The organism is Pseudomonas sp. S11P7, assembly GCF_023195435.1.
Classification (GTDB): Bacteria; Pseudomonadota; Gammaproteobacteria; order Pseudomonadales; family Pseudomonadaceae; genus Aquipseudomonas; species Aquipseudomonas fluorescens_G.
This window is the reverse complement of record NZ_JALPKS020000002.1, coordinates 5,704,892-5,718,659: the sequence shown is the minus strand read 5'-3', so window position 1 is coordinate 5,718,659 and position 13,768 is coordinate 5,704,892. Positions and strand designations below refer to the sequence as shown.

The window sequence follows — 13,768 nt, the reverse complement described above, 5'->3', positions numbered from 1 at the left end:
GTGTCGTACTCGAACCGCTCTTTCTTGCCGCTTGAAGCTTGCGGCTTGCAGCTGTTCGGTCAGCCATAACGACCGGTGATGTAGTCTTCGGTCTGCTTCTTCGCCGGATTGGTGAACAGGGTATCGGTGTCGCCGAATTCCACCAGTTTGCCCATGTACATGAACGCCGTGTAGTCGGACACCCGCGCCGCCTGCTGCATGTTGTGCGTGACGATAACGATGGTGAACTTGGATTTCAGCTCGTAGATCAGCTCTTCGACTTTCAGCGTCGAGATCGGGTCGAGGGCCGAGCACGGTTCGTCGAGCAGCAAAACTTCTGGCTCAACGGCGATGGTACGGGCGATCACCAGACGCTGTTGCTGACCACCGGACAGGCCAAGCGCCGAGTCGTGCAGACGGTCTTTGACTTCGTCCCACAGGGCCGCGCCTTTCAGTGCCCACTCGACCGCTTCGTCGAGGATGCGCTTCTTGTTGATGCCCTGGATGCGCAGGCCGTACACCACGTTTTCGTAGATGGTCTTCGGGAACGGGTTGGGCTTCTGGAACACCATGCCGACGCGACGACGCAGTTCGGCAACGTCTTCGCCCTTGCGATAGATATTGTTGCCGTACAGGTTGATCGCGCCTTCAACGCGGCAGCCGTCAACCAGATCGTTCATGCGGTTGAAGGTGCGCAGCAGGGTCGACTTACCGCAACCGGACGGGCCGATGAACGCGGTTACGCGCTGCTTCGGAATGTTCATGCTGACGTCGAACAGCGCTTGTTTCTCGCCGTAGTACAGGCTCAGGCCGGGCACTTCGATGGCCACGGTTTCCTGCTCGAGGTTCAGGCTCTGCTTGTCGCGGCCCAGGGCAGACATGTTGATGCCGTGGCTGTGTGTTTCGTGCTGCATGGGAGGCTCCCTGTGCTGACAAATTCGGTTTGTTGAACCGCAGGCCTGGCCAGCGGGTAACGCAAATTCAGTGTTTGTCGCAGCCCCTGTGGGAGCTGGCTTGCCAGCGATGGCATCACTGCGGTGTAACTGAAACACCGCGTCGTCTGCATCGCTGGCAAGCCAGCTCCCACAGGGTTTGTGTTAACTGTCCAAAGCTTTGTACTTTTCGCGCAGGTGGTTGCGGATATACACCGCCGACAGGTTCAACGTCGCGATCACCAGCACCAGCAACAGCGCCGTGGCGTACACCAGCGGGCGGGCCGCTTCGACGTTCGGGCTCTGGAAGCCGACGTCATAGATGTGGAAGCCCAGGTGCATGATCTTCTGGTCCAGGTGCAGGTACGGGTAGTTGCCATCCACCGGCAGCGACGGCGCCAGTTTCACCACGCCCACCAGCATCAGCGGCGCCACTTCGCCGGCGGCACGGGCCACGGCGAGGATCATCCCGGTCATCATCGCCGGGCTGGCCATCGGGATCACGATCTTCCACAGCGTCTCCGCCTTGGTCGCACCCAGTGCCAGCGAACCTTCACGCACGGTACGCGGGATCCGCGCCAGACCTTCTTCAGTCGCAACGATCACCACCGGCACCGCGAGCAGGGCCAGCGTCAGCGAAGCCCAGAGCAGACCCGGCGTACCGAAGGTCGGCGCTGGCAGCGCTTCAGGGAAGAACAAGCGGTCAACCGAACCGCCGAGCACGTAGACGAAGAAGCCCAGACCGAACACGCCGTAAACGATCGCCGGTACACCGGCAAGGTTGTTCACTGCGATGCGGATGACGCGGGTCAGGGTGTTCTGCTTGGCGTATTCACGCAGGTACACCGCCGCCAGCACGCCGAACGGGGTGACGATCATCGCCATGATCAAGGTCATCATTACGGTGCCGAAGATCGCCGGGAAGATCCCGCCCTCGGTGTTCGCTTCACGCGGGTCATCCGAAAGGAATTCCCAGATCTTGCTGAAGTAGAAGCCGACCTTGGTCAACGTGCTCATGCCGTTCGGCTGATAAGCGTGAACCACTTTGCCCAGACCGATTTCGATTTCCTTGCCGTTGGCGTCACGGGCGGTCAACGCGTCGCGGTTGAACTGGGCATGCAGATCAGACAGTCGTGCTTCGATGTCTTTATAGCGCGCGTCCAGTTCGGCGCGCTCGGAGGCCATGTCCGCTTGTGCGGTGGCGTCGAGCTTGCCTTCCAGCTCGAGTTTGCGACCGTGCAGACGGATGCGCTCGAGGCCGGCGTTGATCGCGCCGATGTCGGTTTTTTCCAGCGTCTTCAACTGAGCAGCGAGATCGTTGACCCGATCGATGCGCGCTTGCAGCTCAGGCCATGCGGCCTCGCCCTCGGCGATGACCTTGCCGTCCTGTTTGACGTTGACCAGGTAGCCGTAGAAATTGCCCCACTCGCGACGCTCGATCGCCATCAACTCCGGCGGCGTGGTCTGCTTGGTCAGCCAGTCGCCGACGATCCAGGTGAAGTCGTTGCCGTTCAGGTCGCGGTTACCGACCTTGACCAGCTCGCGGGTCATGAATTCCGGGCCTTCGTCAGGCACTGGCAGGCCGGCACTCTTCAGACGGGCACGCGGCACTTCTTCTTTCTGCACCACTTCGCCGACGATCAGGTGGTTGGCCTGGCCCGGCACGTCGTAATGCGCGTGGATCAGGTCCGCCGGCCAGAAATGACCGAGACCGCGCACGGCAATCACCGCCAACAGGCCAATGGTCATGATGACCGCGATGGACACAGCGCCACCGCTGATCCAGACGCCCGGGGCGCCGCTCTTGAACCATCCTTTCAGGGAGTTCTGTTTCACAGACTTCTACCTTTGCTTAAAGCGACGAGTATTTCTTGCGCAGACGCTGACGAATCAGTTCTGCCAGGGTGTTCATGACGAAGGTGAACAGCAGCAGCACCAGCGCCGAGAGGAACAGCACGCGGTAGTGGCTGCCGCCGACTTCCGACTCGGGCATTTCCACCGCGACGTTGGCGGCCAGGGTGCGCAGACCTTCGAACAGGTTCATTTCCATGACTGGCGTGTTACCGGTGGCCATCAGCACGATCATGGTTTCGCCGACTGCGCGGCCCATGCCGATCATCAGCGCCGAGAAAATCCCCGGGCTGGCCGTGAGGATGACCACGCGGGTCATGGTCTGCCATGGCGTCGCACCGAGGGCCAGAGAACCGAGGGTCAGGCCGCGCGGCACGCTGAACACGGCGTCTTCGGCGATCGAGTAGATGTTCGGGATCACCGCGAAACCCATGGCCAGACCGACCACCAGAGCGTTGCGCTGGTCGTAGGTGATGCCCAGATCGTGGGAAATCCACATGCGCATGTCGCCGCCGAAGAACCAGTTCTCCATGAACGGGCTCATGTACAGCGACAACCAGCCCACGAACAGGATCACCGGAATCAGCAGCGCACTTTCCCAACCGTCCGGGACTTTCAGGCGGATCGATTCAGGCAGGCGGCTGAAAGTGAAACCGGCCACGAGGATGCCGATCGGCAACAGCATCAGCAGGCTGAAGATGCCCGGCAGATGTCCTTCCACATATGGCGCGAGGAACAGACCGGCGAAGAAACCGAGGATCACCGTCGGCATCGCTTCCATCAGTTCGATCACCGGTTTGACCTTGCGGCGCATGCCCGGGGCCATGAAGTACGCGGTGTAGATTGCGGCGGCAACGGCCAGTGGCGCGGCCAGCAGCATCGCGTAGAACGCGGCTTTCAGGGTGCCGAAGGTCAGTGGCGACAGGCTCAGTTTCGGTTCGAAATCGGTGTTGGCGGCAGTCGATTGCCAGACGTATTTAGGCTCGTCGTAGTTCTCGTACCAGACCTTGCTCCACAACGCGCTCCACGACACTTCCGGGTGCGGGTTGTCGAGCAGCAACGGTTGCAGCTTGCCGCCGGCTTCGACGATCACCCGGTTGGCGCGCGGCGACAGACCGAACAGGCCCTGGCCGTCGACCACCTGATCGACCAGCAGCGTGCGGTGCGCGGTGCTGTGGAACACACCGAGCTTGCCGCTGGCATCGAGAGCGAGGAAGCCTTTGCGGCGTTCTTCGGCGGCGATTTCAACGATGGGCGTGCTGCCCATCTGGAACGTGCGAATCTGCTTCAGGCGCTGCTCGCCATCGGTGTCACGGGCCATGAACCACTGGGCCAGACCGCCCTTGGAGTCGCCGATGATCAGCGAGATACCACCGACCAGTTGCGTGGTCGCGGTGACTTCGGCATCAGCATTTTCCAGCAGCTTGTAGCGACCGTTGAGGCTCTTGTCGCGCAGACTGAAGACGTCGGCCTGAGCACGCCCGTTGACCACGTACAGCCACTGCTGGCGCGGGTCGACGAAGATGTTCTTCACAGGCTCGGTCATCTGCGGCAGATCGATACGCTGCTGCTCGTTGGTGACTTCGCCGGTCATCAGGTTTTCTTCGCTGGTCAGCGACAGAACATTGAGTTGCGAACCGGTAGAGCCGACCAGCATCAAGGTCGTATCGGTGGCATTGAGGCTGACATGCTCCAACGCGCCGCCGCTTTCGTTCAGCGCAATCGGCGTCTCACCGTACGGGTACTCGATGGCCGGCGTGATGGTTTTCTTGCCATCGGGGTAGCTGACCTTGTAGGTGTGACGGAACACCAGTGCCTGACCGTTGGACAGGCCCACGGCCACCAGCGGATGACCCGGCTGGTCTTCACCGATCGAGCTCACGCTGGCACCTGCCGGCAGGGGCAGATCGACGCGCTTGAGTTCAGCGCCACTGTCGATATCGAAGAACAACGCCTGACCCTTGTCGGAGACGCGCATCGCCACCTGATTCTGCTCTTCGAGCGAAATCATCAGCGGCTTGCCGGCGTCCTGCATCCAGGCCGGGGTGATCGAGTCTTTCGCGGTCAGGTCGGCACCCTGGAACAATGGCGCCACGACGTAAGCGAGGAAGAAAAAGATCAGGGTGATGGCCGCGAGCACCGCCAGGCCGCCAACGAGGACGTACCAGCGGGTGAAGCGATCCTTGAGCGCGCGAATGCGGCGCTTGCGTTGCAGCTCAGGCGTATTGAAATCAATGCGCTTGGGAGGGGAAGTCGTAGTCATTGGGGAATTGGCCAGATCATTCATGCGCACACCCTAGCGATCCTGTATGACAGAAAGATGACAATGCAGTGACGCAGCAAATCCGCCACCCGGAAGGCCCGGCAGCGGAGTCGAAAATTTGGTGATTGCGGGAGCGAGCAGGCTCGCCCCCACAAAGAGTCCGGCGTTACGCCGGGCTCGATTTGTTACTGCTTGGCGACAGAGCCGCCTTCCTGCAGACCGAGGTCAGCCAGTGCTTTGGCAGCAACCTTGGCTGGCAGCGGGATGTAGCCGTCTTTCACAACCACTTCCTGGCCCTGCTTCGACAGCACCAGTTTGACGAACTCGGCTTCCAGCGGGGCCAGAGGCTTGTTCGGGGCTTTGTTGACGTAAACGTAGAGGAAGCGCGACAGCGGGTACTTGCCGTTCAGGGCGTTTTCTTCGGTGTCTTCGATGAACTCGCCGCCTTCTTTCTTGGCAAGAGCAACGGTTTTCACGCTGGCGGTCTTGTAGCCGATACCCGAGTAGCCAACGCCGTTAAGCGAGCTGCTGATCGACTGCACCACCGACGCCGAACCTGGTTGTTCGTTGACGTTTGGTTTGTAGTCGCCTTTGCACAGGGCTTCTTCCTTGAAGTAGCCGTAGGTGCCGGATACCGAGTTGCGGCCGAACAGTTGCACTGGCTTGTTGGCCAGGTCGCCGGTCACACCGAGGTCGCCCCAGGTTTTGACGTCAGCTTTTGCACCGCACAGGCGTGTCGAGGAGAAAATCGCATCGACCTGAGCCATGGTCAGGTGCTTGATCGGGTTGTCCTTGTGCACGAACACGGCCAGGGCATCCACGGCAACCGGGATCGCAGTCGGCTTGTAGCCGTACTTCTGCTCAAAAGCCTGCAGCTCGTTGTCCTTCATCTTGCGGCTCATCGGGCCCAGGTTGGCGGTGCCTTCGGTGAGTGCAGGTGGCGCGGTGGAGGAACCGGCGGCCTGAATCTGGATGTTGACGTTCGGGTATTCTTTTTTGTAGTTCTCGGCCCACAGGGTCATGAGGTTGGCCAGGGTATCGGAACCGACGCTGGACAGGTTGCCCGACACACCAGTGGTCTTGGTGTAGCTCGGGATAGCAGGGTCAACAGCGGCGAACGCGTTGGCAGTCGCAACGCCAGCAGCGACAAAAGTCATTGCCGCCATCAAACGCTTCAGTTTCATGCCTTACTCCTAGCAGATAGGGTGTGTTAAGTCGGGGCCAAGTATCAGCAGGCCGTGTGAACACTCTATGGCTGAAATATGACAATTGGATGAAAGGCCAGTATTGCCGCCAGCAAATAAGAAGAAACGTTTGGCGAGTTGACAAATCACTACCAGAATATAGCCTTGTCAACCACGAGAGGCCCCTATGATAAACGACCGTATTCGCCGCGCGCGCCTGCAAAGTGGCCTCACCCTTGAGGCTCTGGCCGATCAGCTTGGCGATATAACCAAACAAGCCTTGAGCAAATATGAAAAAGGGTTGAGCACTCCAAGCTCGACTCGCCTGTTGCAATTGGCCAAGGCACTGCAGGTCAGCCCGGAGTATTTCTTCCGCGCGGATGCAATTGCGCTTGCGCCGTTGGAATTTCGAAAGCTGGCCAAGATGCCTAAATACCGCCAGGCACAAGTCGAAGAGAAAATCCGCGAACACCTCGAGCGCTACATAGCGCTCGAGGAATGTTTCAATCCTGTCGATATATATACCCCGGCCACTCCTGCGCAAATGATCCCGGTGTCCTGCCTCGATGAAGCCGAGCAAGCGGCTGAAGAGCTTCGCCAGGTCTGGGGAATCGGCAGCGACCCGATTGCCAACCTCACCGAGCAACTGGAGGAGCACAGCATCAAGGTAGCGATGCTCAAAGGTCCTGATGATTTCGATGGAGCCTGTGCTGCCACCGGCAACGGCGAGCATGTGTTGATTGCATTGAATGCCAATCGACCAGGCGAACGCATCAGGTTTACTGCCGCTCACGAACTCGGTCACTGGGTCATGGCATTACCTGAGGACATGCCCGAGAAAGACAAGGAAAATTGCTGCCATCGATTTGCCGGGGCCTTCCTCTATCCGGCAAAAGGCGTCACCAGTGATTTCGGCAGCCATCCTCGCTCCAGAGTTCACCCAAGAGAACTGCTGATTGCCAAGCGCCAATACGGCATATCGATGCATGCGGCGCTCAGACGCCTGAAGGATCTGAAGCTGCTCAGCGAAAGTGGCTATAAGTCACTGACCATCCAGTTCAGTGCAAACGGCTGGCGCAAGTCGGAACCCGAACCTCTGCCATGCAAGCCGCCACAACGATTTGAGTCCCTGGCATTCTGGGCGCTGGCCGAAGGACTGATCAGCAAATCCAGAGCTGCTGAACTCCTGCGCAAGCCGGTGAGCGCATTGGACCCTAATTTCCTGGGTTCACTGGAGAATGCATGAGTCTGATCTACATCAGCGATACGAATATCTGGATCGACTTTAGAAATGCCGGACTACTGGAGCAAATGTTCCAACTGCCCTTCACCCTTTGTTGTACCGACTTCGTAATGCAAGAGCTCGCCGACTTCCCACATGAAGAACTGCTCAAGCGAGGATTGAGCGTCGAGTCATTTGACGAATCTGGTGTGATCAAACTTTTCGGATTGAAAATCGAGCACAACAACAGCTCACTGGCGGACGTGTCTTGCTACTTGCTGGCGCAGGAAACAGGACGGCCGCTCTTGACTGGAGATGGCAGGTTACGGCGGCAGGCACAACGCGATGGGCTGCGGGTACACGGTGCACTTTGGTTACTGGATCTTATGGTTGAGCATAAAGTGATCAACGAACAGCACGCAGCAAATGCCTTGGACCACATGCTTGAGCACGGCGCCCGACTACCGGCTGGCGAGTGCGAAGCAAGGCTCTCGCGCTGGCGAGAGCCTTACGTAATCTGAAGTACAGATCAGCGCCCCTTCCTCCACAACCACGCACCTACCACAATCCCCATCCCGCACAGCACCGCCACGTAATAAGCAGGCCCCATCGCGCTTTCCTTGAGCAGCAGACTCACCACCATCGGTGTCAAGCCACCGAAGATTGCGTACGCAACGTTGTACGAGAACGACAAGCCGCTGAAGCGCACAACCGGCGGGAACGCCTTGACCATCACATAGGGCACGGCGCCGATGGTGCCGACCAGCAGACCGGTCAATGCGTACAGCGGGAACAGCCAGTCCGGGTGGTCGGCGAGGCTGTGATAGAAAGTCCACGAGCTGATCAGCAGGCCAAGGCAGCCGAAGACGAAGACGCGACCGGCACCGAAGCGATCGGCTAGCGCACCAGCGCCGATGCAACCCAGACTGAGGAAGACGATGGCCAGGCTGTTGGCCTGCAACGCAGTGGTCGGCGAGAAGTGATAGACCGTTTGCAGCACGGTCGGGGTCATCAGGATGACCACGACCACGCCGGCCGACAGCAGCCAGGTCAGCAACATCGAAATCGCGATCGCGCCGCGGTGATCACGCAGCACCGCGCGCAGCGGCACTTCTTCAGCCAACGCCTTGCGCTGTTGCAGCTCGGCGAACACCGGGGTTTCGTGCAGCCAGCGGCGCAGGTACACGGAGAACAGACCGAACACACCGCCCAGCAGGAACGGGATCCGCCAGGCGTAGTCGGAAACTTCCGCCGGCGTATAAATGCTGTTGATCGCCGTGGCGACCAGCGAGCCGAGCAGAATGCCGGCAGTCAAACCGCTGGTGAGCGTGCCGCAGGCATAACCGATGTGTTTTTGCGGAACGTGTTCGGAAACGAAGACCCACGCTCCCGGCACTTCCCCGCCGATCGCCGCGCCCTGAATGACGCGCATCAACAGCAGCAGGATCGGCGCCCAGATTCCAATTTGCGCATACGTCGGCAGCAAACCCATGATCAGGGTCGGCACGGCCATCATGAAAATGCTCAGGGTGAACATCTTCTTGCGCCCCAGCAGGTCGCCGAAGTGCGCCATGACGATGCCGCCCAGCGGCCGGGCGAGGTAGCCGGCCGCGAAGATGCCGAAGGTTTGCATCAGCCGCAGCCACTCGGGCATGTCGGCCGGGAAGAACAACTTGCCAACCACGGTGGCGAAGAATACGAAGATGATGAAATCGTAGAATTCCAGCGCCCCGCCGAGGGCGGACAGCGACAGGGTCTTGTAGTCATTGCGGGTCAACGGTCGTGCGGGTTGCTCGGGCTGCGCGAGGCTCGAAGGCGCTGTGGTCATGGCAAGGGCTTCTCTTATAGTCGAATCTGTCGCCACAACAACGCTGGCGGTGGCTTGGACAGGTTCGGCACCATAGCAAATTGTTCGAAAAAGCACATAGAGGCGCGTAATTGACGGTCGAAATCAGAACCGGACGGTCGTCGTGGAGTCTACCGACCGATATACTCGCCACCTGCGCAGGTTTTGTAAGAGGTTGCTGTGCGAAAACGTTGTTGGCCCGCCCTTTGCTCGGGATTTAGCCTTTTTCGCAGAGTTTCCCTTTAGGCGCCTGATGGAAAACGTGACGAACGCAGTGTGTTCGGTGTTGAATCGTTTTTCTTGAAGACGGCTACCACCCGCAATACCCACGAAGAGTCACGGGTCAGAGGCCCCTCGGCATGATAGAGCTCGAACAAGAAGATCCGATCCCGCAGGGCGACCTGGCCCTGCAAATCACCGCGCTCCCACGCGAAACCAACGGCTTTGGCGATATTTTCGGCGGCTGGCTGGTAGCGCAGATGGACCTGGCCGGCACCGCCATGGCCAGTCGCGTCGCCGGTGGCCGTGTCGCCACGGTGGCCATCGACCGCATGGCGTTTCTGGTCCCGGTGGCGGTTGGCGCGCAGTTGTCCTTTTATACCCAGACCCTGGAAATCGGCCGCAGCTCGATCCAGATGATGGTCGAAGTGTGGAGCGATGACCCACTGTCCAGCGAATGGCGCAAGGTCACCGAAGCAGTGTTCGTGTTCGTCGCCATCGACGGCAGCGGTCGCACCCGTTCGGTGCCGCCACGCGCGCGTTAAACCTCGCGGCCGTTTTGCGGTCGATAGTCGTCCCCAGTGTCTGATCGAGAGTTGCCTATGAACACGCCCAACGTTGAAGCCGTGAAACAGGATCAACTGAACTGCTGGCGCATCCGCCACGGCAAGGCCGAAGTGCTGGTGGCCCAGCAAGGCGCGCACATCCTCAGTTACCAGGTCGACGGCCAGCCGCCGATCATCTGGCTCAACGACAAGGCCGACTTCAAGACCGGCAAAAGCATCCGCGCCGGCGTGCCGGTGTGCTGGCCGTGGTTCGGCAAGTTCGAACGCAACCCGCAGAGCGTGCAAGCCATGTACACCGGCGCACAACCGGCCCCCGCACACGGTCTGGTGCGGGCGATGGATTGGGAACTGGGCGGCATCGAGTCGGAGGCTGACGGTATCAAGGTCGAGTTCAAGCTGCCCTACCCGGAAAACGGCCTGCCGGGCTGGCCCCACGAAGTCGATCTGACCCTGACTTTGCACCTGGCAAATCAGTTGAGCTACAGCCTGACCAGCCACAACCGTGGCGCCGACAGCGTGACCCTCAGCCAGGCGCTGCACACGTATTTCGCCGTCAGTGATGTGCGTAACGTGCACGTTGATGGTGTCGCCGGGCTGGATTACATCGAAACCCTGGACGACTGGAACACCGCCAGCCAGCAAGGCGATCTGCAGTTTGCCGGCGAAACCGACCGCATCTACCTCGACGCTCCGCCGCAACTGAGCATTGTCGATCCAGCCTGGGAACGCCGCATCGTGCTGACCTCGACGGGCTCGCGCACGGCGGTGATCTGGAACCCGTGGATCGACCGCGCCGCTGCATTGCCGGACATGGACAACGACGGCTGGCAGCGCATGCTGTGCATCGAGACGGCGAATGTTATGGATGACCTCGTCACATTGGCGCCGGGGGCGAGCCATACGATGGGTGTCAGCGTGGCCGCTGCACCGCTCTAAGCCACAGCGCAAAACCAATGCAGGAGTGAGCCTGCTCGCGATAGCGGTTTGTCAGATCCACCTGATTGACTGACACAACGCTATCGCGAGCAGGCTCACTCCTACATTTATCTGTGGCGGTCTTTAGAGATCAGCCTCCTGCACCACCCGCACCTTGTCCGCCTCCAGCGCATACGCTGCATCGGCCAGGTCATTGCTGACCTTTTCGATCTTCAGGGTGCCCGTCACCCACAACGGCGTGTAGATATCTTCCAGCTTCAACCCCTTTGGATATCGCACCAACACCAGTTGATTGGGCGGCGGTGGCGGCACGTGGATGCACGCGCCGGGGTACGGCACGAGGAAGAACAGCGTGCTGCGGCCCTTGGCATCCGATTCCAGCGGCACCGGGTAACCGCCGATGCGGATGTGCTTGTCGTTCATCGACGCCACGGTTTTGGTCGAATACATCACCGCGGGCAGGCCTTTGGCCTGCTTCATCCCGCCCTTCTCGGTGAAGGTGCCGGTGGCTTCCGGGGTGTTGTGGTCGATTTCAGGCATGGCCTCGAGGGCCTTCTGGTCCGACTTGGGCATCAGTTCGAGCCAGTCGGTTTCCGGCAGTTCGCCGGCGTGGGCCAAACCGCTGCCCAGCAAGAGGAGAGTCAACAAAAGACGGCGCATGAAGGTGCTCGGCATAGAAAGGAAGGAACGTTGAATCGCCGAGCATTCTAGCCCTCCCGGCCAGTTTGGCAGAGAGGGCTTTGTCGCTTTGGATCAGTTCTTTTTGATCAGGCCGTAGATCACCAGCAGCACGATCGCGCCGACCAGCGCACCGATGAAACCGGCGCCCTCGCCCGCCTGATAAATACCCAGAGCCTGGCCGCCGTAAGTGGCTGCCAGCGAACCGCCGATACCGAGCAGGATGGTCATGATCCAGCCCATGCTGTCATCGCCCGGTTTCAGGAACCGCGCCAGCAGGCCGACGATCAAGCCGATAAAGATGGTTCCGATAATTCCCATGACATTTCCCTCTGATTTGGTAGATATGCGAAAGCCTAGTCAGAGTTTCGCATCCTGCCATGAGAGAACGACGGTCCCTGAATGGTTCCGCCGTTGTCACATGAAACTGTCGTTACTCGGCGATCAACGCCTGGACCTTGACGATTTGCGCCTGCAGCGTGGCCATATCGGCGCAACGCAGGTTGGCGTGACCGACCTTGCGTCCGGCCTTGAAGGCTTTGCCGTAGTGATGCAGGTGGCAGTCTTCAATGGCGATGACCTTCTCCACTGGCGGAACCACGCCGATGAAATTCAGCATGGCGCTCTCGCCAACCTTGGCGGTCGAACCCAGCGGCAGGCCGGCAACGGCACGCAGGTGGTTTTCGAACTGGCTGCACTCGGCGCCTTCGGTGGTCCAGTGCCCGGAGTTGTGCACGCGCGGGGCGATTTCGTTGGCCTTCAGGCCGCCGTCGACTTCGAAGAACTCGAACGCCATCACGCCAACATAGTCGAGCTGCTTGAGCACGCGGCTGGAATAGTCTTCCGCCAGTGCCTGCAACGGATGATCGGTGCTGGCCACCGACAATTTGAGAATGCCGCTGTCGTGGGTGTTGTGCACTAGCGGATAGAACTTCGTTTCGCCATCGCGCGCGCGCACGGCGATCAGCGAGACTTCACCGGTGAACGGCACGAAGCCTTCGAGCAGGCAAGCGACGCTGCCCAGTTCGGCGAACGTACCGACCACGTCTTGCGGTGTGCGCAGGACTTTCTGGCCCTTGCCGTCATAACCCAGGGTGCGGGTTTTCAGCACAGCCGGCAGACCGATCGCAGCGACCGCGGCATCCAGATCGGCTTGCGACTGGATGTCGGCGAAAGCCGGGGTCGGAATGCCGAGATCCTTGAACATGCTCTTTTCGAACCAGCGGTCGCGAGCGATGCGCAAGGCTTCGGCGCTCGGATAGACCGGTACGAACTGCGAGAGAAACGCCACGGTTTCGGCCGGGACGCTTTCGAATTCGAAGGTCACCAGATCGACTTCATCGGCCAGTTGGCGCAGATGATCCTGATCGCCGTAATCGGCCCGCAGGTGTTCGCCCAGCGCAGCCGCACAGGCGTCCGGCGCAGGGTCGAGAAAAGCGAAGTTCATCCCCAGCGGAGTACCCGCCAGGGCCAACATGCGACCCAACTGGCCGCCACCGATTACACCGATCTTCATCTCAACAACCTCAGGCAATACGTGGGTCTGGATTGTCCAGGACGCTGTCTGTCTGCTCGGCACGGAAGGTCTTCAGTACCGCGTGGAACTGCGGATGCTTGGCGCCGAGAATGCTCGCCGAGAGCAGCGCGGCATTGATCGCGCCAGCCTTGCCGATGGCCAGGGTGGCGACCGGAATGCCTGCTGGCATCTGCACGATCGACAACAGCGAATCGACGCCCGAGAGCATGGCCGACTGCACCGGCACGCCCAGCACCGGCAGGTGGGTCTTGGCTGCGCACATGCCTGGCAAGTGGGCAGCGCCACCGGCGCCGGCAATGATCACCTCGATGCCACGGCCTTCAGCCTCTTCGGCGTACTGGAACAGCAGATCCGGGGTGCGGTGGGCAGAGACCACTTTGACCTCGTACGGGATGCCGAGCTTTTCCAGCATATCGGCGGTGTGGCTAAGGGTGGACCAATCGGACTTGGAGCCCATGATCACGCCAACCAGTGCACTCATCGTCGCGCCTCTTCTCTCAGGAGCGCCCGCAGGCGCGTCATAAAACAACAAGCCACGCAGGTTGCGTGGCTTGA

General features: G+C 60.2%; 13 protein-coding genes. 4 read left to right on the top strand and 9 right to left on the bottom strand.

Translation table 11 applies throughout. The annotated features are described in order from the left end of the window. Window positions 1-59: 59 nt before the first annotated feature. The 4 genes from pstB to M0746_RS26090 all read right to left on the bottom strand — a co-directional run bounded on the left by pstB (window position 60) and on the right by M0746_RS26090 (window position 6,209). Window positions 60-893 (bottom strand): phosphate ABC transporter ATP-binding protein PstB, encoded by an 834-nt coding sequence (gene pstB, locus M0746_RS26105; RefSeq protein WP_090287634.1) that lies wholly within the window; start codon window positions 891-893, stop codon window positions 60-62. A gap of 183 nt (window positions 894-1,076) precedes the next feature. Further along, entirely contained in the window at window positions 1,077-2,747 is a 1,671-nt protein-coding gene (gene pstA / locus M0746_RS26100) for a phosphate ABC transporter permease PstA (RefSeq protein WP_258451138.1), read from the bottom strand. A gap of 16 nt (window positions 2,748-2,763) precedes the next feature. Next, entirely contained in the window at window positions 2,764-4,797 is a 2,034-nt protein-coding gene (locus tag M0746_RS26095) for an ABC transporter permease subunit (protein ID WP_258451527.1), read from the bottom strand. A 413-nt stretch (window positions 4,798-5,210) separates the two neighbouring features. Further along, the gene (locus M0746_RS26090; protein ID WP_208939215.1) at window positions 5,211-6,209 is read right to left on the bottom strand and encodes a phosphate ABC transporter substrate-binding protein PstS; all 999 of its coding nucleotides are present in this window, start codon (window positions 6,207-6,209) and stop codon (window positions 5,211-5,213) included. Window positions 6,210-6,396: 187 nt separating this feature from the next. On the opposite strand from M0746_RS26090, the gene M0746_RS26085 reads away from it, so the two are divergent. Together M0746_RS26085 and M0746_RS26080 are read left to right on the top strand one after the other, a co-directional pair. Next, entirely contained in the window at window positions 6,397-7,455 is a 1,059-nt protein-coding gene (locus M0746_RS26085) for a helix-turn-helix domain-containing protein (RefSeq protein WP_258451137.1), read from the top strand. Further along, window positions 7,452-7,952, top strand: a complete 501-nt coding sequence (locus M0746_RS26080) for a PIN domain-containing protein (RefSeq protein WP_093096786.1) — start codon at window positions 7,452-7,454, stop codon at window positions 7,950-7,952. Before M0746_RS26085 ends, M0746_RS26080 begins: the two co-directional genes overlap by 4 nt. An 8-nt stretch (window positions 7,953-7,960) precedes the next feature. On the opposite strand, the gene M0746_RS26075 is transcribed toward M0746_RS26080, so the two are convergent. Continuing rightward, entirely contained in the window at window positions 7,961-9,259 is a 1,299-nt protein-coding gene (locus M0746_RS26075; protein ID WP_208939212.1) for an MFS transporter, read from the bottom strand. 377 nt (window positions 9,260-9,636) lie between these two features. Between M0746_RS26075 and M0746_RS26070 the strand changes: the two genes are divergently transcribed. Beyond that, a complete protein-coding gene (locus tag M0746_RS26070; protein ID WP_003229628.1) occupies window positions 9,637-10,041 on the top strand; it encodes an acyl-CoA thioesterase in 405 nt (134 codons plus the stop codon). A 57-nt stretch (window positions 10,042-10,098) separates the two neighbouring features. After that, the gene (locus M0746_RS26065) at window positions 10,099-10,998 is read left to right on the top strand and encodes a D-hexose-6-phosphate mutarotase (RefSeq protein ID WP_258451136.1); all 900 of its coding nucleotides are present in this window, start codon (window positions 10,099-10,101) and stop codon (window positions 10,996-10,998) included. Between the two features lie 123 nt (window positions 10,999-11,121). Here M0746_RS26065 and M0746_RS26060 read toward each other — a convergent pair whose 3' ends face one another. The 4 genes from M0746_RS26060 to purE all read right to left on the bottom strand — a co-directional run bounded on the left by M0746_RS26060 (window position 11,122) and on the right by purE (window position 13,694). Continuing rightward, window positions 11,122-11,658, bottom strand: a complete 537-nt coding sequence (locus M0746_RS26060) for a DUF3299 domain-containing protein (RefSeq protein WP_208939210.1) — start codon at window positions 11,656-11,658, stop codon at window positions 11,122-11,124. A 93-nt stretch (window positions 11,659-11,751) separates the two neighbouring features. After that, a complete protein-coding gene (locus tag M0746_RS26055; RefSeq protein WP_208939209.1) occupies window positions 11,752-11,997 on the bottom strand; it encodes a GlsB/YeaQ/YmgE family stress response membrane protein in 246 nt (81 codons plus the stop codon). A gap of 112 nt (window positions 11,998-12,109) precedes the next feature. Then, window positions 12,110-13,192 carry a 5-(carboxyamino)imidazole ribonucleotide synthase gene (locus M0746_RS26050; RefSeq protein ID WP_090287654.1) on the bottom strand — a complete coding sequence of 361 codons (1,083 nt, stop codon included), beginning with the start codon at window positions 13,190-13,192 and terminating at the stop codon, window positions 12,110-12,112. A gap of 10 nt (window positions 13,193-13,202) precedes the next feature. Further along, a complete protein-coding gene (gene purE, locus M0746_RS26045) occupies window positions 13,203-13,694 on the bottom strand; it encodes a 5-(carboxyamino)imidazole ribonucleotide mutase (RefSeq protein WP_007954291.1) in 492 nt (163 codons plus the stop codon). Window positions 13,695-13,768: the final 74 nt, after the last annotated feature.

What these genes read in the sequence shown, in the direction of transcription:
- M0746_RS26095 (WP_258451527.1), bottom strand. Translation starts at nt 4,797, where the DNA reads ATGCAGGACGCCGGCAAGCCGCTGATGATTTCGCTCGAAGAGCAGAAT.
- M0746_RS26065 (WP_258451136.1), top strand. Translation starts at nt 10,099, where the DNA reads ATGAACACGCCCAACGTTGAAGCCGTGAAACAGGATCAACTGAACTGC.
- M0746_RS26070 (WP_003229628.1), top strand. Translation starts at nt 9,637, where the DNA reads ATGATAGAGCTCGAACAAGAAGATCCGATCCCGCAGGGCGACCTGGCC.
- M0746_RS26090 (WP_208939215.1), bottom strand. Translation starts at nt 6,209, where the DNA reads ATGAAACTGAAGCGTTTGATGGCGGCAATGACTTTTGTCGCTGCTGGC.
- M0746_RS26080 (WP_093096786.1), top strand. Translation starts at nt 7,452, where the DNA reads ATGAGTCTGATCTACATCAGCGATACGAATATCTGGATCGACTTTAGA.
- pstB (WP_090287634.1), bottom strand. Translation starts at nt 893, where the DNA reads ATGCAGCACGAAACACACAGCCACGGCATCAACATGTCTGCCCTGGGC.
- M0746_RS26060 (WP_208939210.1), bottom strand. Translation starts at nt 11,658, where the DNA reads ATGCGCCGTCTTTTGTTGACTCTCCTCTTGCTGGGCAGCGGTTTGGCC.
- M0746_RS26085 (WP_258451137.1), top strand. Translation starts at nt 6,397, where the DNA reads ATGATAAACGACCGTATTCGCCGCGCGCGCCTGCAAAGTGGCCTCACC.
- purE (WP_007954291.1), bottom strand. Translation starts at nt 13,694, where the DNA reads ATGAGTGCACTGGTTGGCGTGATCATGGGCTCCAAGTCCGATTGGTCC.
- M0746_RS26075 (WP_208939212.1), bottom strand. Translation starts at nt 9,259, where the DNA reads ATGACCACAGCGCCTTCGAGCCTCGCGCAGCCCGAGCAACCCGCACGA.
- M0746_RS26055 (WP_208939209.1), bottom strand. Translation starts at nt 11,997, where the DNA reads ATGGGAATTATCGGAACCATCTTTATCGGCTTGATCGTCGGCCTGCTG.
- M0746_RS26050 (WP_090287654.1), bottom strand. Translation starts at nt 13,192, where the DNA reads ATGAAGATCGGTGTAATCGGTGGCGGCCAGTTGGGTCGCATGTTGGCC.